At 62.3% G+C, this 19,806-nt stretch carries 16 protein-coding genes; 9 read left to right on the top strand and 7 right to left on the bottom strand.

Annotated features, from left to right (window positions below; all coding sequences use genetic code 11):
• Positions 1-18 precede the first annotated feature (18 nt).
• The gene (locus BUB62_RS10830) at positions 19-1,092 is read left to right on the top strand and encodes a DUF6438 domain-containing protein (RefSeq protein WP_073109869.1); all 1,074 of its coding nucleotides are present in this window, start codon (positions 19-21) and stop codon (positions 1,090-1,092) included.
• 143 nt (positions 1,093-1,235) lie between these two features.
• Here the strand turns inward: BUB62_RS10830 and BUB62_RS10825 are convergent, their stop codons facing one another.
• Together BUB62_RS10825 and BUB62_RS10820 are read right to left on the bottom strand one after the other, a co-directional pair.
• The gene (locus BUB62_RS10825) at positions 1,236-1,583 is read right to left on the bottom strand and encodes a T9SS type A sorting domain-containing protein (protein ID WP_143164117.1); all 348 of its coding nucleotides are present in this window, start codon (positions 1,581-1,583) and stop codon (positions 1,236-1,238) included.
• 52 nt (positions 1,584-1,635) lie between these two features.
• The gene (locus BUB62_RS10820) at positions 1,636-2,139 is read right to left on the bottom strand and encodes a hypothetical protein (RefSeq protein ID WP_073109865.1); all 504 of its coding nucleotides are present in this window, start codon (positions 2,137-2,139) and stop codon (positions 1,636-1,638) included.
• Positions 2,140-2,283: 144 nt separating this feature from the next.
• Here BUB62_RS10820 and BUB62_RS10815 point away from each other — a divergent pair, with 144 nt between their 5' ends.
• The 5 genes from BUB62_RS10815 to BUB62_RS10790 all read left to right on the top strand — a co-directional run bounded on the left by BUB62_RS10815 (position 2,284) and on the right by BUB62_RS10790 (position 8,022).
• Complete coding sequence (locus BUB62_RS10815) at positions 2,284-3,261, top strand: NAD(P)H-quinone oxidoreductase (RefSeq protein ID WP_073109862.1); 978 nt, start codon at positions 2,284-2,286, stop codon at positions 3,259-3,261.
• A 244-nt stretch (positions 3,262-3,505) separates the two neighbouring features.
• On the top strand, positions 3,506-5,578 hold the full coding sequence (gene ispG, locus BUB62_RS10810; protein ID WP_073109861.1) for a (E)-4-hydroxy-3-methylbut-2-enyl-diphosphate synthase: 2,073 nt from the start codon (positions 3,506-3,508) through the stop codon (positions 5,576-5,578).
• 6 nt (positions 5,579-5,584) lie between these two features.
• The gene (locus BUB62_RS10805; protein ID WP_073109859.1) at positions 5,585-5,992 is read left to right on the top strand and encodes a DUF4279 domain-containing protein; all 408 of its coding nucleotides are present in this window, start codon (positions 5,585-5,587) and stop codon (positions 5,990-5,992) included.
• Positions 5,993-6,599: 607 nt separating this feature from the next.
• Positions 6,600-7,262 (top strand): Rossmann-fold NAD(P)-binding domain-containing protein, encoded by a 663-nt coding sequence (locus tag BUB62_RS10795; protein ID WP_073109857.1) that lies wholly within the window; start codon positions 6,600-6,602, stop codon positions 7,260-7,262.
• A gap of 94 nt (positions 7,263-7,356) precedes the next feature.
• Complete coding sequence (locus BUB62_RS10790) at positions 7,357-8,022, top strand: HAD family hydrolase (protein ID WP_073109855.1); 666 nt, start codon at positions 7,357-7,359, stop codon at positions 8,020-8,022.
• A 199-nt stretch (positions 8,023-8,221) separates the two neighbouring features.
• Here BUB62_RS10790 and BUB62_RS10785 read toward each other — a convergent pair whose 3' ends face one another.
• Positions 8,222-8,674 (bottom strand): nuclear transport factor 2 family protein, encoded by a 453-nt coding sequence (locus BUB62_RS10785; protein WP_073109853.1) that lies wholly within the window; start codon positions 8,672-8,674, stop codon positions 8,222-8,224.
• Positions 8,675-8,925: 251 nt separating this feature from the next.
• Here BUB62_RS10785 and BUB62_RS10780 point away from each other — a divergent pair, with 251 nt between their 5' ends.
• From BUB62_RS10780 to BUB62_RS10775, 3 genes are all read left to right on the top strand, one after another.
• Entirely contained in the window at positions 8,926-10,692 is a 1,767-nt protein-coding gene (locus tag BUB62_RS10780) for an AMP-dependent synthetase/ligase (RefSeq protein WP_073109851.1), read from the top strand.
• A gap of 92 nt (positions 10,693-10,784) precedes the next feature.
• Positions 10,785-10,958 (top strand): DUF6728 family protein, encoded by a 174-nt coding sequence (locus BUB62_RS19420; RefSeq protein ID WP_200799920.1) that lies wholly within the window; start codon positions 10,785-10,787, stop codon positions 10,956-10,958.
• A 249-nt stretch (positions 10,959-11,207) separates the two neighbouring features.
• Complete coding sequence (locus tag BUB62_RS10775) at positions 11,208-11,567, top strand: MmcQ/YjbR family DNA-binding protein (protein ID WP_073109848.1); 360 nt, start codon at positions 11,208-11,210, stop codon at positions 11,565-11,567.
• A 201-nt stretch (positions 11,568-11,768) separates the two neighbouring features.
• Here the strand turns inward: BUB62_RS10775 and BUB62_RS10770 are convergent, their stop codons facing one another.
• The 4 genes from BUB62_RS10770 to BUB62_RS10755 all read right to left on the bottom strand — a co-directional run bounded on the left by BUB62_RS10770 (position 11,769) and on the right by BUB62_RS10755 (position 19,713).
• The gene (locus tag BUB62_RS10770; protein ID WP_073109847.1) at positions 11,769-14,720 is read right to left on the bottom strand and encodes a leucine--tRNA ligase; all 2,952 of its coding nucleotides are present in this window, start codon (positions 14,718-14,720) and stop codon (positions 11,769-11,771) included.
• 223 nt (positions 14,721-14,943) lie between these two features.
• Positions 14,944-16,683 (bottom strand): alpha/beta fold hydrolase, encoded by a 1,740-nt coding sequence (locus tag BUB62_RS10765; protein ID WP_073109844.1) that lies wholly within the window; start codon positions 16,681-16,683, stop codon positions 14,944-14,946.
• Between the two features lie 150 nt (positions 16,684-16,833).
• Positions 16,834-19,032 carry a choice-of-anchor I family protein gene (locus tag BUB62_RS10760; protein WP_084539001.1) on the bottom strand — a complete coding sequence of 733 codons (2,199 nt, stop codon included), beginning with the start codon at positions 19,030-19,032 and terminating at the stop codon, positions 16,834-16,836.
• Positions 19,033-19,440: 408 nt separating this feature from the next.
• On the bottom strand, positions 19,441-19,713 hold the full coding sequence (locus BUB62_RS10755) for a hypothetical protein (protein WP_073109839.1): 273 nt from the start codon (positions 19,711-19,713) through the stop codon (positions 19,441-19,443).
• Positions 19,714-19,806 lie beyond the last annotated feature (93 nt).

The following is a 19,806-nucleotide window of genomic DNA, read 5'->3' as shown; positions in this document are numbered from 1 at the left end:
TCCCCAAAATCCAAAATCATGAAGCATCCGCTACTTCCGGCCCTGGTGCTGTTGGGCCTGGGCCTGACTTCCTGCACCGTCAACTACTACGGCCTCGACCACCGGCAGTCGACGCAGACGCGGCGCAGCACCTACCACTCGCGCGGACCGGCCTACTACCCGCCTGGGGGCGGCCAAATCGGCGGCGTGCGGCCCCCAGTGGGCGGCAGCGGCCCGGATGTGATAAAAACTCCGTCCACCGGCGGCACCAAGCCGCCCACCGGCAGCGGCCAGACCGGCGGCATCAAAACGCCCCCGCCCACCTGGGAAACCGGCGGCATCAAGTCCCCGCCACCCACCGGAGGCGAAACCGGCGGTATCAAAACTCCGCCACCGAGTTGGGAAACCGGTGGCATTAAAACGCCGCCCGCCGGCAGCGGCCCGGTCACCATCAAGCCGCCGGTGGAGGGCGAAACCGTTATCATCAAAACGCCGCCCACCGACTGGCAGACCGGCGGCATCAAGCCGCCGTCGGCGGGGGGCTCGGGCGAGGCCATCAACATCAAGCCGCCGGCGGAGGATGAAATACGGAACCCGGAGCAGCCGCCCGTGAAGCACGAAACGGGGGGTATCAAGCCGCCTACCAGCTGGGAAACGGGCGGTATCAAGATGCCGCTGGAAACCACGAACCCTACCGGCGGCGGCAAGCTGACGGAAATCGACCGCCAGGAGCCGCTGCTGATCTTCGCCAAAACCCCCTGCATGGGTTTGTGTCCCGATTTTACGGCTACTTTCTGGGCCGATGGCCGGGTGACGTACGAGGGCCGGCAGCACGTAGCCAGCCTCGGCACCCACCAGCTGCAGCTGCCCGCCGACAGGGTCAGCGACCTGGTGAGTGAGGCGCAAAATATGGGCTTTGCCGAGTTTAAAAGCCGCTACACCGGCAACACTTCCGATTTGCCCTCCACCATTCTCACCATCCGGCAGCCCGATGGCAGCAGCAAAACCGTGCAGGCCGAAGAAGACGCGCCGGCTGCGCTGCTGAAGCTGTTCGCGCACATCAGCGGAGAGCTGGACGCGCTGGTAGGCGCTCCGGCGGATCTGGCTAAATAAGCCCTGGCCGGATATTCCGGCCCGCTTTTCATCCGGCTACGCGCAACAACGGACCGGACGGGCGAAGCAGCTACCAAGCTGCTTCGCCCGTCCGGTCCGTTGTTGCGTGAAAAGAGAATGGGTTTTTGCCAGTCGGGCCGGGCCTATTTCAGCACCAGGCGCTGCGCGATGTTGTAGCCTTTGGGTCCTTCCACAATCAGCACGTAGGTGCCAGCCGCGTAGTTATTCAGGGGCAGCGAGATAAGCGGGCCGGAAGAAGTATCGAGCGGTTTGCGGTATACCACGCGGCCGGCCGCATCCAATACGCTCAGGTATAGGTTGTTGCGCGGAGCTGTGGCCGGCAGATGAATGGTAACAGCTTGGTGCACTGCGTCATGATGCAGCTGTAGGCCTTGCTCGTCCTTCGCGGCGGCCGGGCGCGCATACGAGCCGAGCAACAGCAACAAGCAGCAACGGAAGCCAATGGCGCGGAGAGTAGCTAGACGAAACATGTGAATTGCTTATTTGGGATATAAATACTATTTATTTGAAACAAATATAGAGCTATGCTTTGGTATTGAGTAATTTCTGCTCCACAATTTCTTCCTCCGTTACCAGCTCGGCCCCGCTGCCGGCATCGGGGGCAATAAACTTCCAGGTGGCCCGCTTAAGCTCTTCAAGACGGTGCAGGGCCTCGGTCACGGTGCCGTGGCTTTTCACTTTCTCAAAAAAACCGGTCTTGACGCCCACTTTCACCAGCCGCTCCAGCACGAACGGCAAAATCCAGCCCACTACATTGGAGGCCAGCGCCCCGCGCAGGCCGATGCGCACCAGCAGGCGCGTGGCCATGCGCTCCAGCAACAGCGCCTTGGCCGCGGGCAGGGCCTTGTCGGTCAGAAAATCGGTGACCAACTGCACGTTGCCCTTCCTGATTTCGGCCTGCAGCACTTCCTGCACGGCATCGAGCGCCTTTTTGGCGAGCTGCTGAAAAACCCGGCCGGTTTGCCAGGCCAGCAGGCCGGTGGCTTTGGCGGCGCTGAAAATAGGGTGGAAGGTGAGCTTTTTCATGGCAGGGGAAGGCAGAGGGATGGGTGCTGACCGGGTGACGACTCCCGAACGTAGAAGCCGGGGCGCTGCCGCTCGGCGAGCAGAACCGTAGCACCTGTACAAACAACGCACATAATGACTAAAACCTCACCACGAACCGACCAAATGAACGCCATTGTCATTAGCGCGCCCGGCGGCCCGGAGGTGCTGCGCCACCAGCCGCGGCCCGTGCCGGAGCCGGCTGCCCACGAAGTGCTGATTCGGGTGCAAGCCGCCGGCCTGAACCGCCCCGACGTATTGCTGCGCCAGGGCAAATACGCGGGCAGCGGCGACGTGACGGGCCTCGTGCCGGGCCTTGAAGTGGCCGGTGTGGTGGAAAAGTGCGGGGCCGCGGTGGTGCGCTGGCACCCAGGCGACGCGGTGTGCGCGCTGCTGACAGCCGGCGGCTATGCCGACTTTGCCGTGGCCGATGCCCGCCACTGCCTGCCCGTGCCCACCGGCTGGACCCTGCCGGAGGCCGCTTCGCTGCCCGAAACCACGTTTACGGTGTGGCACAACGTGTTTCAGCGCGGCCGGCTGCGACCCGGCGAAACGCTGCTGGTGCACGGCGGCAGCAGCGGCATCGGCATCACGGCCATTCAGCTGGCCCACGCGCTGGGCAGCCCGGTGTTTGCTACCGTGGGCAGCCCCGAGAAAGCCCGCGCCTGCGAGCAGCTGGGCGCCACGCGGGCCATCAATTATAAAACCGAGGACTTTGAGGCCATCGTGCAGGCCGCCGGCGGGGCCGATGTGGTGCTGGACATGGTTGGCGGCGACTACACGCCCCGCAACCTGCGCCTGCTCAAAGACGACGGCCGGCTGGTGTTCATCAACGCCATGCAGGGCGGCAAAATGGATGTGAATGCCCTGGACCTGATGCGCCGCCGTCTCACCCTCACCGGCAGCACGCTACGCCCGCGCTCCGCCGACTTTAAGGCGGCGCTGGCCGCCGAGGTGGAGCGCCACGTCTGGCCGCTGCTGGCCGCCGGGCAGTTCCGGCCGGTTATCTACCGCACGTTTCCGCTAGCCGAGGCGGCGGCGGCCCACCGGCTACTGGAAAGCAGCGAGCACATCGGGAAGATAGTGTTGGAAGTGGGGGCGTAGAACTTTATTGGAAGAACGTGACGATAGAAGGAACGTCCTGCTGAGCTTGTCGAAGCATCTCTCCCGCTTCGTTGTGATGCTAACCCAACGAAGCGGGAGAGATGCTTCGACAAGCTCAGCAGGACGTTCTTTTTTGCCAATGGCATTCACCAGTTCGGTGCCGCAAAACCCATTTGCAGCCGGCTGACTACAAACCTTCCGTACCTTTGTTTATCAGACGAAACTCCTCCCTCGGGTTATTTATATGAACAAGACGTATTGCCCCAGCCTCACCGAATACAAGCGCCGTTTCAGCCGTGAAGTGAAAATCGGTGACCTGCCCCTGGGCGGCCTCAACCCGATTCGGGTGCAGAGCATGACCACCGTGGACACCATGGACACGCTGGGCTCGGTGGAGCAGACGCTGCGCATGGTGGCGGCCGGCTGCGAGTACGTGCGCATCACGGCTCCCAGCGTGAAGGAGGCGCAGAACCTCTTGGAAATCAAGAAGGAGCTGCGCAAGCGCGGCTGCACCGTGCCGCTCATTGCCGACATCCACTTCACGCCCAACGCCGCCGAGTTGGCCGCCCGCATCGTGGAAAAAGTGCGCGTGAACCCCGGCAACTACGCCGACAAGAAGAAATTCGACGTGATTGAGTACACCGACAGCAGCTACGCGGCCGAGGTGGAGCGCATCCGGGAACGGTTCCGCCCGCTGGTCCAGATCTGCAAGCAGTACGGCACGGCCATGCGCATCGGCACCAACCACGGCTCCTTGTCCGACCGAATTCTGAGCCGCTACGGCGACACGCCGCTGGGCATGGTAGAGTCGGCGCTGGAGTTTTTGCGCCTCTGCGAGGAGGAAAACTACTACGACGTGGTGCTGAGCATGAAGGCCAGCAACACCCAGGTGATGGTGCAGGCCTACCGCCTCTTGGTGCAGAAGCTCGACGAGGAAGGCCTGCAGCCCTACCCGCTGCACCTGGGCGTAACCGAAGCCGGCGAAGCCGAAGACGGCCGCATCAAGTCGGCCGTGGGCATTGGCACGCTGCTCGAAGACGGCCTCGGCGACACCGTGCGCGTGAGCCTCACCGAAGCCCCCGAAGCCGAAGCGCCGGTAGCTAAGGCGCTGATTGACCGGTATACGCATCGGGCGCAGGAGGCCAAGCCAATTCGGCCACTACCAGATATGGAGGTGCTGGCGAGAAGCGCAGAGTTGAAAAGTGAGGAAGATTTTGCCGCATTTAATGCGCGCGCTACAACTGAGCCGTCCGATTCGCCCATCAATCCTTTCCAGTATTTCCGCCGCGTAACGCATGAAGTTTTAAACTTCGGTGGTGCCAACGTGCCCCGCGTGCTGGTGGATATTTCGCGGCTGGGCGAAATGGAATATGCCGATTTGCGGGCCGTGGGCCATTTGTATTCGGCTTTTCTGGATAAGTTTCAGATGAACGACCTGGGGGCCGACTACGTGTATTCGGGCCGGCGCCCGGTGCCCTTTATGCTGCCCAACGGCCTCAAGGAAGTGGTGGACTACGCCGCCTGGCTCGACGCCGGCCAGCGCCCCGACCACTTCCCGGTGCTCACCCAGGCTGATTACGCCGTGGCCACGGATAAGCACCCCGAGCTGAACTTCGTGTTTCACAACCTGGCCTCGCTCACGCCGGCAGCCCTCGATCAGCTCCGCCACGATGCCACGGCCGTCGTTATTCTCTACACCGACAATGCCCACGCCATGCCCGAAATCCGCCGCGCGTTTTTCGAGCTGCTGACGAATGGCATCACCAACCCGGTCATCATCAACCGTCAGTATCCCGAGCTCACCCCCGAGCAAACCCAGCTCTACGCCGCCACCGATGTGGGCGGCCTACTGCTCGACGGCCTCGGCGACGGCGTGGTGCTGAGCACCGAGCTGCTGCCCGAGCGCCCCAAAGCCGAATGGCTCCAGACCCTGGACCAACTCAACCAGCTCAGCTTCGGCATTCTGCAGGCGGCCCGCACCCGCATGAGCAAAACCGAGTACATCAGCTGCCCCAGCTGCGGCCGCACCCTGTTCGATTTGCAGGAAACCACCGCCATGATCCGCAAGCGCACCGACCACCTGAAGGGCGTCAAAATCGGCATCATGGGCTGCATCGTAAACGGCCCCGGCGAAATGGCCGACGCCGACTACGGCTACGTGGGCGTGGGCAAAGGCAAGATTGCCCTCTACCGCGGCCAGGAAGTCATCAAAAAATCTGTGCCCGAGGAGCAGGCCGTGGACCAGCTGATTGAGCTGATGCGCGAGGATGGGAGATGGGTGGAAAAGGAATTGGTGGAGGAGCCGGTGGTGGGGTAGGCTTTTATGTCGCGTTATTCTAGGGCGTACGCCTACCTTTCGTTTTATGGCGAAGATTTCTCACCTCAGAAGTTTTCGAACGTACTTGGCATACAGCCCACATCCAGCGGTCTGAAAGGTGAACCGATCCTTTCTTTCCCTGCTCTACTTTACAAAGACTGCTTCTGGGAGTACAGGCTTCCAGAATCGGACGACTGTGATGGACTCGACGAAGCGCTAGAAAAGCTATATCAGATATTCTTCAATAAAACTGATGTGATTAGCTCTTTTATGCGAGAGCATGATTTAGCAGCAAAGTGCTGTGTAGTGCTTACAGTCAAAAGAAAAGAAAATCCAGGATTGCGCTTGACTACTAAATTTGTTCACTTTTTAAGTGAGTTGAACGCTTGGTTTGAAATGGATGGGTATCAGTAGCTTACTACACCAGAGAAACGGCCAAACTCTTCCAAACCCTCCATTTTCACTGGGGCCAGAGTATAAGAGAGGGGCAAACGCTTCACACCTTCGGAATCCCCAGCTGCTTGCAGATTTCCTTGCACAGCTCCTCGTCAATATCGCCGTGGCGGGGACGCTGGTGCGCTTGCCGGTTTGCTCGTTCTTGTAAATATCGTGGCGGCTGCCGTGGCGGTGTAGCGGGCAGCCGTGGGCTTCCTGATGTTTGATGGATTTGCCGCCTTTCATGCGGCCTGCTCCACGAACTCCAGCTCTTCCTGCGCGATGATGTCGGCGGCATCCACGCTGTCTTCCCGCATATCTTCCAAATACAGGGCCAGCGCGTCGCGGATATTGTCTTTCACCTCGGCTATCGTGCTGCCCTACGTGAGCACGCCCGGCAGTTCCTTGAGTTGCCCGATCAGGTGTGTTTTTCCCTGACGAATGATGAGCGTGAGTTTCATACAAGTAGGCTCGTTTGATTTGCTAAGCTAACAAAGAAGCCGCCGGCTGCGTGCCGGGCGGCCATTCGGGCAATATTTCGCGCTACGTTTTCGAGTATTTTTCCTTCGCACTCGTCTTCCCACCTATGAAACTACGTGTAATTGTAACCGGTACCACCGGCATGGTAGGTGAGGGCGTGCTGCTCGAATGCCTGCAGGACCCCAACGTGGAGCAGGTACTGAGCATCAGCCGGCGGCCCAGTGGCATCAGCCACCCCAAGCTGCGCGAAATCATCCACGCCGACTTCCACAACCTGACGCCGATTCAGGAGCAGCTCACGGGCTATAATGCCTGTTTCTTCTGCCTGGGCGTATCGGCTGTGGGGCTGCAGGAGCCGGAGTACCGCCGCCTCACTTACGACCTGACCCTGCACTTCGCCCAAACGCTACTGCCGCGCAACCCCGGCCTCACGTTCTGCTACGTGTCCGGCGCGGGCACCGACAGTTCGGAAAAGGGCCGCCAGATGTGGGCCCGCGTGAAGGGCAAAACGGAGAATGACCTGCTCAAACTCGGCTTCGCGCACGCCTACATGTTCCGGCCGGGCTTCCTGAAGGCCACGCCGGGGCAGCGGCACGTGCTGTCGTACTACAAGTATTTCGGCTGGCTCTACCCGGCGTTGCGGCGGCTGGCACCCAAGTATGTGTCGACGCTGGCGGAGCTGGGGCGGGCCATGCTGCACGTTGCGCGCCACGGGGCCACCAAGCCGGTGCTGGAAGTGCCGGATATTGTGGCGCTGGCTCGGCCGTAGCTGGCCTCACAAGCGCCGCCACAGCCGGGTTCCGGGGGGCGTAGGCAGGTGGGAAGCGCGAGCTGCTACCTTTGCTTGAAACTCACTCCGCCCCATGATCCGCACCATTATCTTCGATATGGATGGCGTGCTCGTTGATACCGAGCCGCTGCACCACGATGCCTTTTTCCGCCACTTCGCCGAGCTGGGTATTCCGATGTCGCGGGAGGAATATGCCACGTTTCTGGGCTCTTCCACCCGCAACGTGTACCAGCTGCTCAAGCAGCAGTTTAACCTGACAGAAGACGTAGAAACCCTGATTCAACGTAAGCGGGAGCATTTTGCCCGGGCGTTTGAAGCCGACACGACGTTGGAGCTGCTGCCCGGCGCGCGGGCGCTGATTGAGGAGCTGCACCGCGCCGGCGTGCCGCTGCAGCTGGCGTCGTCAGCCTCGAAGGAAACCATTGGCCGCGTGTTCGGGCGCTTCGGGCTATATCCGTATTTCGATAATCTGGTCAGCGGCGAAGATTTTCCCAAGTCGAAGCCCGACCCGGCTATCTTTCTGCACGCGGCCGCGCTGGCCGGCCTGGCCCCGGCGGAGTGCCTCGTTATTGAAGACTCGGCCAACGGTGTGACGGCGGCCAAAGCGGCCGGCATGTACTGCGTGGGCTACCGCAGCGAGCATTCCGAAGGCCAGGACCTGCACCACGCCGACCATGTAGTAGCGCACCTGGGCCAGCTGAAGGCCGCGCAGCTGCTGGCAATGGGCAGGGAATCGTAGGCGTATTAGCTGCCTGTCATCCTGAGCAAAGCGAAGGACCTTCCTCTTTCCGTACTACTAAACGCCTTTCAACGCACAAAGCCCTTTACCGCACGTTGGTAAAGGGCTTTGCTCATTTCAAAAGGCTTGTCGCTTAACCGAGGAAGATCCTTCGCTCTGCTCAGGATGACAGACGACTAGCAGACCAATTTCACACCTCTCACTTGCACCCCTCCTTGCGCCGCGTATCAATGATGTGCACGATGCGCCAGCCCGCGGCCAGCTTCACCAGCTGAAACGAATTGTAGCCGCAGTGGCTGAACTTGGGGCCAATATAAAACTGGTAGGGCGTCCAGACGCTGGCCAGATTGGCATCAATGAGCACCTGCTCGAAGGTGATGCGCTCATCGTACACGTCTTTGTGCGGCGTGGCCACGGCTTTGAGAAAGCCATTCGGGCCCTCGGCACTAACCCGGATTTCGCCTTTGGTTTCGATGGTTTGCAGTACTGCGCCGGGCGCCAGCGTGCTGCGCACCAAAGTGCTGTCGCCCTGCCGCATGCCGGTGAAGAAGGTGGTAATAGTTTTTTTGACCGCCTCGGTTTCCGCGGTGGCGGTTTGGGCCCGGGCCTGGGTGGTGGTGAGCAGAGCGACGGCGAGCAGGAGGTGTTTCATGCGTAAGGGGCAAGGGTAAGTAGCTGGTAAGATGCGGATTGTTGGAGCAAATACGTCCGGTGGTGCCTGCCGAAGTGTCACGCGCGGGGTGATTGTTTGGTCTTTGCCTCGCTCAGGATGCCGTGGGCTGCGTATGACGTAGTATTCGCTGCTGCCCGGTAAAATTATGGCCTGCCGTCGTTGCCGGGGCTGCTGCGGGCTACTTTTGTGGCCGCGTCATTGCAATTGCCGCCGTTTTCAGCTTTCCCTTTATGTCCACCCGCCGTACGTTCGACCTGCTTGCCCACCTGGCCACCACCACGCCCCAGGCCGATTGCCTCGTGGAGAAAAAAGCCGGCGCCTGGCAGCCCCTGAGCGCGGCGCGGGTGCAGGGGCTGAGCAACCACGCCAGCCTGGGCCTGCACCAGCTCGGCATCGGCCCCGGCGACAAAGTGGCCATCATCTCGGCCAACCGCCCCGAGTGGGTGGTGGCTGATTTCGGCATTGCCCAGCTCGGGGCCGTGAGCGTGCCCATGTACCCCACCATCACGGTGGAAGACTACCGCCATATTTTCCAGGATGCCGGCGTGCGGGTGGTGCTGGTCGAAAATGAGAAGCTGCTGGCCCGGGTGCAGCAGGCCGTAGCGGGCCTCACAGATGGCCCCGAGCACGTCTTCACCTTCGATGTGGTAGCCGGCACGCGCTCCTTTGCCGAGCTGCTGGCCCTGGGCCAGGCCGCCGACCCGGCCCCGCTGGCCCCACTGAAAGCCGCCGTGCAGCCCGACGATCTGCTCACACTCATCTACACCAGCGGCACCACCGGGCGACCCAAAGGCGTGATGCTCAGCCACCGCAACATTCTGTTCAACTGCGAAAATCTCACCGGCTACCTGCCGCTGCCGGCCGGCAACAAAGCCCTGAGCTTTCTGCCCCTGAGCCATATTTTCGAGCGCACGGCCACCTATCTATATCTGCTGCTGGGCTTCAGCATCTGGTACGCCGAAAGCGTGGAGCGCATTGCCGACAACCTGCGCGAGGTGCAGCCGCAGGTGTTTACCACCGTGCCGCGCCTGCTCGAAAAAATCTACGACAAGATTGTGGCCAAGGGTCAGGAGCTGACCGGCGCGAAGAAAAAGCTGTTCTTCTGGGCCCTGGATCTGGGGCTGCGCTATGACACGCAGCAGGACCAGGGCGCGTGGTACCGGGCGCAGCTGGCGCTGGCCAACCGGCTCGTGTTCAGCAAGTGGCGCGAGGCCATGGGCGGGCAGGTGCGCTACATCGTGAGCGGGGGCGGGGCGCTGCAGCCGCGGCTGGCGCGGGTGTTCTGGGCTGCCGGCATTCGGGTGATGGAAGGCTACGGCATGACGGAAACCTCGCCCGTGGTTGCGGCCAGCCAGCCCGTACCCGCCGGCAATCTGATCGGGGCCGTGGGGCCGGTGCTGCCGGGCGTGGAGGTGAAAATCGCCGCCGACGGCGAAATCCTGACCCGCTCGCCCTCCGTGATGCAGGGCTACTACCGCCTCCCCGACCTGACCGCCGAAACCATCGACGCCGAGGGCTGGCTGCACACCGGCGACATCGGCGAGCTGGTGCAGGGAAAATTCCTCAAAATCACGGACCGCAAGAAGGAGATGTTCAAGACCTCCAACGGCAAGTACGTGGCCCCGCAGCCCCTGGAATCGCGCATTTCCGAGTCGCCGCTGGTGGAGCAGGTGATGGTGGTAGGCGAGGGCGAGAAGTTTGCGGCGGCCCTGCTGGTGCCGGCCTTCGCGGAGCTGCGCGCCTGGGCCGGCCGTCAGAACCTGCCCACCGACCTCTCCGACGCCGCCCTGGCCGCCCACGCCCAGGTGCAGCAGCTCTACGAGCAATTGGTGCAGCAGACCAACGCTGCCTTCGCCCAGTGGGAGCAAATCAAGAAAGTAGCCCTGCTGCCCACTTTGTGGAGCGTAGAATCGGGTGAGCTGACGCCTACTTTGAAGGTGAAGCGCAAGATTATCAGCCAGAACAATCAGCAGCGCATCGAGGCTTTGTTCCGGTAAGCCCACGCGAAAACCGGCAGATTATCCGGCCGCCGGCAAATCTTTCCGCCGCCGGGCCTGTTACTTTTGCATACCAATCTTCCCCAGCTATCATGCGCAAAGGCCTCTTCGATTTCGGTCCCGCTCTCGGGTATTTCTTCCGCAAAAACGACCCCAACCGCCAAACCAACTTCAACCTGCGCACCATGCACTTCATCAATAAGCTGAGCATGGCCATGTTCCTGGTCGGCCTGTGCGTGGTGCTCTACCGGCTGTTCACGCGGTAGGAAGTTGTCGGCTGAAAGAACCAGCAGAACGTCATTCCGAGCGAAGCCGAGGAATCTCGCGTGCTGATGTTGCCAAGGTATTTGTCATCCTGAGCTTGCGAAGGACCTTATGCCAGTTGAACGGCCATCGTTGTTACGACTTGTTCTCATCCTATAAGGTCCTTCGCAAGCTCAGGATGACAAACCCGTTACAACGAAGCAGTAGAGATGCTTCGACCTCGCTCAGCATGACGTTCTAATAAACCAGTTATGAACATCGAAGATTTCCGCGACTATTGCCTGCTCAAAGCCGGCGTGACCGAAGAAACGCCCTTCGGCCCCGAAACGCTGGTTTTCAAAGTTGGCGGCAAGGTTTTCGCCCTCACCGATATCGATACCTTCGGCAGTATCAACCTGAAGTGTGACCCCGAGCGCGCCCAGGAGCTGCGCGACGAGCACGACTACGTGCTGCCCGGCTACCACATGAACAAGAAGCACTGGAACACGGTGCTCGTCGGCACTGGCATCCCTGGCCCGCAGCTACGCGAATTAATTGACCATTCCTACGACCTGGTGCGGGCCTCGCTGCCGAAAGCGAAGCGCGAAGAGTTGGCTGAGGCGGAGAGGTAATCCAACGTCTGTCATCCTGAGCAGAGCGAAGGACCTTCCTCGTAGTTTACTGCAAACCACTTTCAACGCACAAAGCCCTTTACTACACGAATAGTAAAGGGCTTTGCTCATTTTATCAGGCTTAGTAGTGGCGAAGAGAAAGGTTCTTCGCAGGGCTCAGGATGACAGGGCCAGAAGGCTGCCAGCCGATAAAGCACCGAGCTACACCACCACGTTTACCATGCGGCCGGGCACCACGATGAACTTCTTGGGCTCCTTGCCCTCGGCGAAGCGCGGCAGGAAATCCGACGCGCGCACGGCGGCTTCGATTTCCTGGGCGGTGGCGGTGGCGGCAAACTGCAGCGTTTCGCGCACTTTGCCGTTGATGGCCACGGGGTAGTTCACGGTGTCTTCCACCAGATATTCCTCGCGGAACTTGGGGTACGAAGCCTCACTGATGCTGCCGGCCGCGTGGCCCAGCGCCACCCACAGCTCCTCGGCCAGATGGGGCGCGTAGGGCGAAAGGAGCACCACCAGCGGCTCCAGCACGGCGCGCTTGTGGCAGTCGAGGGCGGTCAGCTCGTTCACCGTAATCATCAGGGCGCTGACGGTGGTGTTGAACGAGAACTTCTCGATGTCCTCTTCCACCTTCTTGATGGCCTTGTGCAGGGCCTTCAGCTCCTGGGACGCGGCGGCTTCTTCGGTCACGGCGAAGTCGCCGTCCTGGGGGTGGTAGAGCCGCCAGAGCTTTTTGAGGAAGCCCGCCACGCCGCTCATGCCGTTGGTGTTCCAGGGCTTGTACTGCTCCAATGGGCCGAGGAACATTTCGTAGAGGCGCAGCGCGTCGGCGCCGTAGCGGTCAATTAGCACATCGGGGCTCACTACGTTGTACTTCGACTTCGACATCTTCTCGACTTCGACGCCACAGATGTAGGTATCGTTGTCTTCGAGGATAAACTCTGCCGTGGCATACTCTTCGCGCCACTTTTTGAAGGCTTCGAGGTCGAGCACTTCGTTCTCCACGATATTCACATCAACGTGAAGTGGCGTGACATAATCGTCGACGTTATTCGTGTTTTTGTAATCGACTGGATGTAAGCGAATGTTGTAACCCGTTTGTTCAGAGAGTTTGGTTGCCAGCTTATTCAATGCGTCTTTAAGACGACTATCAGAGATACCAGTCAATGAGTTTTTAAAGGAACTCGAGATGAATATAGATGGAGTAGAGTAGTCCATCTTATCTTCTGTCGAATTGGTTAAACCACCATGATCCAACCGATACACAAAATTCGACCTACCCAAGATCATCCCCTGGTTAATCAGCTTCTGAAACGGCTCATTCGCCGTGACCAAGCCCAGATCTTTCAGGAACAGATGCCAGAAGCGGGAGTAGAGCAGGTGGCCGGTAGCATGCTCTGCGCCGCCGAGGTATAAATCCACGTTCTGCCAGTATTGCTCGGCTTCCTGGCCCACGAAACGCTCGGTGTTGTGCGGGTCCATGTAGCGCAGGTAGTACCACGAGGAGCCGGCCCAGCCGGGCATCGTGCTCAGCTCATACTCATACTGGCCCTTGTATTTCCAGTCTTTGGCGCGGCCCAGGGGCGGCTCGCCGGTTTCGGTGGGCTTGTACTCGTCGATTTCCGGGAGCACCAGGGGTAGGTCGGCTTCGGCCACGCCGTAGGCCACGCCATCTTTGTAGTAAATCGGGATGGGCTCGCCCCAGTAGCGCTGGCGGCCGAAGATGGCGTCGCGGATGCGGAAGTTGGTTTTGCCCTTGCCGATGCCGCGCGCTTCCAGCTCCTGAATCAGCTTCTGGGTGGCTTCCTGGTAGGTGAGGCCGTTGATGAGGTCGGAGTTGATGTAGCGGCCTTCCTTGGTGGGGTCGGCCTGCTCCTCAATGTTCTGGGCATCGGTGACCGGCACGATGGGCAGGCCGAAATGCTTAGCAAACACGTAGTCGCGCTGGTCGCCGCTGGGCACGGCCATCACGGCGCCGGTGCCGTAGCCGGCCAGCACGTAGTCGGCAATCCAGATCTGGACGGGCTCCTGGCTGAACGGATTCAGGGCATACGAGCCGGTGAAAGCGCCCGACACGGTTTTGGTATCGGCCATCCGGTCGCGCTCCGAGCGGCGCTTGGTAGCGTCGATGTAGTCCTGAACGGCGGCCTGCTGCGCCGGCGTCGTCAGCTCCTGCACCAGCTCGTGCTCGGGGGCCAGTACCAGAAAGGTCGCGCCGTAGATGGTATCCACGCGGGTCGTGTAGACCTTGATCTGGGCCTGCTCGTGGTCTTTTACTTGGAACGTAACCTCCGCGCCAATGCTTTTGCCAATCCAGTTGCGCTGCATCTCCTTCACGGCTTCCGACCAGTCGAGCGAGTCGAGGCCCTGCAGGAGGCGGTCGGCGTAGGCGGTGATGCGCAGGTTCCACTGGGGCATCAGGCGGCGCTCCACGGGGAAGCCGCCGCGCTCGGAGAGGCCGTCCTTTACTTCGTCGTTGCTGAGCACCGTGCCCAGGCCGGGGCACCAGTTTACGTAGGTATCCTGCTGGTAGGCGAGACGGTAGGGATGCACGGCCTGCAAACGCTGCTTTTCCGTGAACATCTTCCACTGCCCGCTGGTGAAGCTGTGGCGCTCCTCCTCGTCGCCGGCCGCGCGGATGCCCTCGCTGCCGTTCTGGTCAAACTTTTCGAGCAGGGTTTTCAGTGGCTCAGCGCGGTCGGTGTCGAGGTTGTACCAAGAGTTGAACAGCTTGAGGAAAATCCACTGCGTCCATTTGTAGTAGCTCGGGTCGGAGGTGCGCACCTCACGGCTCCAGTCGTAGCTGAAGCCCAGGGCCGAAAGCTGCTCGATGTAGCGGGCAATGTTCTCGCGGGTGGTCTTTTCGGGGTGTTGGCCGGTCTGGATGGCGTACTGCTCGGCGGGCAGGCCGAAGGAGTCGAAGCCCATCGGGTGCAGCACGTTGAAGCCGCGCAGGCGCTTGTAGCGGGCCACGATATCGGAGGCAATGTAGCCCAGCGGGTGCCCTACGTGCAGGCCCGCCCCGCTGGGGTACGGGAACATATCGAGCACGTAGTATTTGGGCTTCTCTGAGCTATTATCAGCCCTGAAGGTGCTATTGGTTTTCCAGTGGGCTTGCCACTTCTTCTCGATTTGCTGGGGACTATAGCCGGGCATGGGCTTCCTGTTGGTTAGGGGTACGCTGAACGGGCGAAATTAAGCGGAAATGCCGGGAAAGCGCGCCTCTCCCTCCCGGCCCCCGGTTCGCTTCATGCGCGAAGCCTTGGGGAGAGGGGGAGCCTGACGGATACAGTGCCTCCATCTGATTTACGCAGGTTTCCTGGCTTATGACAGGTGCTCGCCTGAAATTCAGCCGAGCGCGCGTTGCCGGGTAGCGGCGCTACGGGGCTAGCAGGAAATCGAGCACGGTTTGGTTGAAGAGGGCCGGGGTTTCCTGGGGCGCGTTGTGCGAGGCGCCCGCGAAGATGGTCAGGCGGGCGCCGCCGATGGCCTGGGCCAGGGCGCGGGTGTGGGCCTCGCGCACCATATCGTATTGGCCGGCCAGCACCAGCGTAGGGACCTTAATGGCAGCCAGCGCGCCGAAAGTCAGCTGCGGCTCTTCCAGCAGCAGGCGCAGCAGCCGGGCCTGGGTGCGGGCCGCCGAATCGGCTGGGAGGCGGGTTTGCACGGCGTGCAGGTGCTGGCGTATGCCGGCCAGCACGCCGGGGGCCAGCGCCTGCTCGGTCGGGAACAGATTAGCCCCCATAATGGCCATCCGCTGCACCAAAGCCGGGTCGGCCAGGGCCAGTTTCAGGGCCGTGTTGCCGCCGTCGCTCCAGCCCAGCACGCGCACCCGGGGCAGGTGCAGGGCGGCCAGCAGCTGCCGGAGGTCGGCGGCAAACAGGTCGTAGGAGAGCGGGCCGGTGGTGGCATCGGCACTGCGGCCCTGGGCGCGGGTATCCACGGCAATGACCCGGAAATGGCGGGCCAGCGGGCCAATCTGCCGGTGAAAGGCGGCAATAGACTGGCCGTTGCCGTGCAACAGCAGCAGCGGCTCGCCCTGGCCGTACTCTTCGTAATAGAGCTTGGCGCCCCGCACCGCCACGTAGTGGCCCACCGCCGCGCTGTCGCCGTAGTGGTGGGAGGGCGGCGGACCAGGCGCGGGCTGCTCCACAAACTGCAGGTATTTCAGGCTGTCGGGCAGCGCGTATTCCGGCTCGCTGGCCGGGGTCGTGTTTTTGGGCTGATGGGGAGTCGCATACGAGTCGGCGGTGAGGTGCAGGCTCAGGTGGCCGGGCCGTACGTCGCGCCAGCGGTCCTGGCTTTTGTCGCGAAACACGATGCTGTGCCCCGGCGTGGGCACGGCGGAAAGGGCAAAGGCCTTGGCGGACCCGGCCGTGGCCGCGCTTTGCAGCCATTGCAGCGCCACCACGATTTCGCGCTGTCCCTGCACCTGGATGTTGTAGGGACTCAGATCAACCGTAACCCAGCCCCGGGGCTGGCGCACCTCGAAAGTAATATCCTGCGGCAGCGGCAGCAGCTGGTCGGGCCGGCCATCTTTTACACGGTACAGATTCAGCCGAAACCGCACCCACTGAAAGCGGTTGAAGGCTACATGAAACCGAACCGCGCGCAGCCGGCAGTCCGGGTCGAGGCGCAGCAGCGTGCCCTGCTCCCGGCCCAGCTCGTCGCGCACCAAGTCGGGCTCGGTATACAGGCGGGCCGTCATGAAGGTAGTCGCGCCGGTGCGGCCGAAGGTTTTGGTCCTGACCCGGCCCGGCCGCACCGTAACGCCGCCCAGCGCCACCGGGACCGGGCGCAGCCCCACCACCTGCCGGCCGGCCCGGAAAGCCGCTAGGGCCACCGGGGCCGGCGCGTAGCCCACGCACGACACCACCAACTGCCGGTCGGCCTCATCGGCCAGGGCGGCGGGCACCAGGAAGCGGAAGCGGCCTTCGGCATCGGCCACCGTGCCCAGCGGCTGGCCCGGAATGCCCAGCGTGGCAAACGGCACGGGCGCGTGGTGCGCCTCATCCAGCACCTGCCCTTCAAGTAGCAGCAGGGTTTGGGCCGAAGCCCCAAGGCCCGGCAACAGCAGCAGACCCAATAACAGCAGACGAAAAATGGTTGGCAGAAGCATACAGCAAAGAAAGCAGGGAAAAGAGTCCGCGCAGATGAGCCGCGCCGGATGCATAAGGTTGGCCGGGGCGGCCCAAAAAGGCCGCTAAACAAAACCGCCCCCGCCAAAGCGGCGGGGGCGGTTTCAACCGGTTTCAGCAGTAGTGAAGCGCTACTGCACTACCAGCTTCGCGCGGCCATTGTCGGTGGTGCGCAGCACGTATACGCCCGGCGCGAGGCCGGCCGTTTCAAACGATTCGACCTGGCGCAACGTGCGCACCGGGCGGCCCATCACATCGCAGAGCGTGCCCGATACGGGGCGGCTGAGGCGCACGCGCCCACCCTGAGCCGGGTTGGGGTAAAGGTGCAGGGCGGTGGCGGGGCGCAGCTGCCCGCTGGCCGTCACGGTGCCGCGCAGCTGCACGCCGTATATCGCCACCGTGCTGCTCACCTCGTTGGCCAGCACCAGCAGCGGCTGGCCGGTGGGACTGTCAGCCGGCGAGATGAACACGATGCCTTCCGGCCCCTGGTCGCCGCTGCCGTTGACTAGGCTGCGGTTGTTCACGTACTGCACCAGCCGTGGCTGCGCGGGGTCGTTCACGTTGAACACGGCCATGCCCCCAATGCGCTCCATGGCTACGAAGGCGTACACCGTATCGCGCAGCGTGCCGGTGGTCACGCCCTCGGGCTCGGGGCCTTTGTCGTCGGAGCGGTTTTTCCGCACGGGCGTGCCGGTGGTGTTGCTGGCATTGAAGATGGTCCCAAAAGTAGCGTCGGTGCTGGTGAGGCGCTCCAGCAAATCGCCGCTGTCGTGCACGAGGGCCCCGGTGGTGGCATTCAGAATGCTGAAGGAGCGGCCCCCGAAGGCGTGAATCTGGTCAATGTCGCCGTCGCCGTCGGTGTCGCCGGTTTTAGTGGTCACGTTCAGCCGGCCCAGCACCTGCGCGTTTTTCAGCAGCGCCGCGTTCGGAAAGGCGGCCGGATCGAGCACGTAAGCGGCATCGCCGAGGCGGGTTATCTCCGTCAGGGCCGAATACTCGCGGGCATCCCCCTCGTTGGCCGTGAGCAAGTAGCGCTGGCCGGCCACCTCAAAGGCCGCCAGCGCATCGGGCTGCCGCATTCCGCGAATGGGCCAGTTGGCCAGCAGCACGTCGGGGGTCTGGTCCGAGGCATCGAGGCTAAAGCCGGGCTGGCTGTGGTCCTGGGTGCCCAGGCCGCGCAGGCTCACCCACTGCGGGGTGCTCTGACTCAGGTCGAGCGTGGCCACGGCATTGTTTTCCTGCAGCGTAATGTAGGCCAGGCGCGAGTCGGCCGATACGGCCACGTACTCGGGCTCCAGATCCTGGGCCACGCTGCTGGGGGCGGCCGCGGTGCCGCCGTACAGGCGCACGCCATCGGCCCGCAGCTGGGCCGCCTGGCCGTTGTAGCCACCGAAGCCCACGGTGGTCACGCTGGCCTGCGTGAGCCCGGCCACGCCGCCGGCGAAGTTCAGCACCGACACGGAGCCCTCGGGGTCCAGGGTGTAGTCCGATTTCGGCTCGCCTTCGTTGGCAGTGAGGATGAATCGCCCGTCGGGCGAAAAGGTAATCATGTCGGGCAAGGCTCCCACGGTCACCTGCTTCAGAAAAATGCCGTTCTGATCGAACAGTACCACGCTGCCATCAAGCTGCGGATTAGCATTTTCGATGGCGCAGGCCACTATACCGTTGCGTACCGCCACCGAGTTGATGTTGCCGTAGGGCAGCATATTGATGGAGGCCAGCGGCGTGGGGCTGGCCGGGTTGGTGAAGGAGAGGATATCGAGCTTGCCGCCTACCGAGTTGGCCACGTACAGCCGCCGCGTGATGGGGTCGTGGGCCACGATTTCGGCCGAGTTCGTGCCCGCTGCCCCGTTCTGGTAGCTGCCCATGTAGCTCAGCGTGAGGCTGCGGCTCTGGGTGGGGGCCGCCGTGTCGTTGTCTTTCAGGTAAACCAGCATCTCGGCCCCGCCGGCCCCAAGCGTGGCATTAGTGGGGTTTTGCAGGCGTAGCGTAAAATACTCGGCTCCTTCGGCCAGCGCATCGTCGGTGAGCGGCAGCACCAGCGTCTGACTGGTGGCGCTGCCGGCCGGAAACGTGAGCGTCTGGGGGGCGGCGAAGGTGAAGTCAGCGCCGGCCGTGGCCGTATTCAGGGTGGGGCTGAGCACCACCTGCACGGTGCTGGCCGCCGCGCCGGGGTTGGTGATGGAAACCGGCACGCTGACCGAGCTGGTATTTTCGCTGACCACGGCCGTTGCCGCTCCAAAGCGCAGGATCTGGGCCGCGGCCGGAGCCGCCGGCAGGATCAGCAGCCCCAGGCCCGCCACGGCCCCTGAGAGTATAGTTTGACGCATCCGAAAGAGGGTTGGTGAATGGATGCACCAAAGCTACCGGCGGCTCATTATGACAGGATTACCCGGCCGTTACCGAATCGTGAAGGCCAGCGGCCGGCCCCCGACGGCGCGGCCGGCACCGGCATATCTTTGCCCACGCCCTTCATTCTCATGCCTGCTTACTGCCTCGCTGATGCCTTCCGCCCCCAAATGGCCCACTTGGATTCGCCCCGCTCTCTACGTGCTGGTGCCGCTTGGCCCGGCGCGGCTTCACTATGCCTGTGTACATCCTGAACGGCAATCTGCCCGCCGTCTTCGAAACCGAATCCATCGCCGGGCTTCGCCCAAATGCCAACAACCGCCAAGCGCGGCCGTCCGGGTCTGGGCGGCCGCGCTTGGCGGTTGTATCAGAAGGCTGAAAAAGGAAGCCTAGTTAAGCCAGATGGTGTGCAGCAGCTCGAAGCGGTGCGGGGCGTAGGCGTTGAAATACGGCGCATCGGCCTGGAAACCCAGTACGTGCACCAGCGGCATCCCTTCAAGGTGCGACTCTACCACGCGCACCGGATAGAGCTTGCCTTCTGTTGGCCAGTCGCCGCTGTGGTTGGCCGGGCGGCTGCTGGCATCCACGCAGCGGGCGTAGTCCACGAACGGGGCGTGGGTGGTGGCTTCGGCAAAGGTGAGGTTGGCTACTTCGTGCGGCATAAGACAAAGGTAAGGGCTGAAACTGATTTCGGCAGCCGGTGGCTACTCCCGTCAGGGCAGGCGTAGCGGCCGGCAGCGGCCTTCAGCCAAATA

It is taken from the genome of Hymenobacter daecheongensis DSM 21074 (assembly GCF_900141805.1).
In the GTDB taxonomy this organism is placed as follows: domain Bacteria; phylum Bacteroidota; class Bacteroidia; order Cytophagales; family Hymenobacteraceae; genus Hymenobacter; species Hymenobacter daecheongensis.
This window is presented reverse-complemented; position numbering and strand designations above follow the sequence as displayed.

Bases quoted from the DNA above. Each gene is read 5' to 3' on its own strand.
- BUB62_RS10780 (WP_073109851.1), top strand. From the start codon at position 8,926: ATGTCCACCCGCCGTACGTTCGACCTGCTTGCCCACCTGGCCACCACC.
- BUB62_RS10770 (WP_073109847.1), bottom strand. From the start codon at position 14,720: ATGCCCGGCTATAGTCCCCAGCAAATCGAGAAGAAGTGGCAAGCCCAC.
- BUB62_RS10775 (WP_073109848.1), top strand. From the start codon at position 11,208: ATGAACATCGAAGATTTCCGCGACTATTGCCTGCTCAAAGCCGGCGTG.
- BUB62_RS10790 (WP_073109855.1), top strand. From the start codon at position 7,357: ATGATCCGCACCATTATCTTCGATATGGATGGCGTGCTCGTTGATACC.
- BUB62_RS10765 (WP_073109844.1), bottom strand. From the start codon at position 16,683: ATGCTTCTGCCAACCATTTTTCGTCTGCTGTTATTGGGTCTGCTGCTG.
- BUB62_RS10760 (WP_084539001.1), bottom strand. From the start codon at position 19,032: ATGCGTCAAACTATACTCTCAGGGGCCGTGGCGGGCCTGGGGCTGCTG.
- BUB62_RS10830 (WP_073109869.1), top strand. From the start codon at position 19: ATGAAGCATCCGCTACTTCCGGCCCTGGTGCTGTTGGGCCTGGGCCTG.
- BUB62_RS19420 (WP_200799920.1), top strand. From the start codon at position 10,785: ATGCGCAAAGGCCTCTTCGATTTCGGTCCCGCTCTCGGGTATTTCTTC.
- ispG (WP_073109861.1), top strand. From the start codon at position 3,506: ATGAACAAGACGTATTGCCCCAGCCTCACCGAATACAAGCGCCGTTTC.
- BUB62_RS10815 (WP_073109862.1), top strand. From the start codon at position 2,284: ATGAACGCCATTGTCATTAGCGCGCCCGGCGGCCCGGAGGTGCTGCGC.
- BUB62_RS10805 (WP_073109859.1), top strand. From the start codon at position 5,585: ATGTCGCGTTATTCTAGGGCGTACGCCTACCTTTCGTTTTATGGCGAA.
- BUB62_RS10795 (WP_073109857.1), top strand. From the start codon at position 6,600: ATGAAACTACGTGTAATTGTAACCGGTACCACCGGCATGGTAGGTGAG.
- BUB62_RS10825 (WP_143164117.1), bottom strand. From the start codon at position 1,583: ATGTTTCGTCTAGCTACTCTCCGCGCCATTGGCTTCCGTTGCTGCTTG.
- BUB62_RS10820 (WP_073109865.1), bottom strand. From the start codon at position 2,139: ATGAAAAAGCTCACCTTCCACCCTATTTTCAGCGCCGCCAAAGCCACC.
- BUB62_RS10785 (WP_073109853.1), bottom strand. From the start codon at position 8,674: ATGAAACACCTCCTGCTCGCCGTCGCTCTGCTCACCACCACCCAGGCC.
- BUB62_RS10755 (WP_073109839.1), bottom strand. From the start codon at position 19,713: ATGCCGCACGAAGTAGCCAACCTCACCTTTGCCGAAGCCACCACCCAC.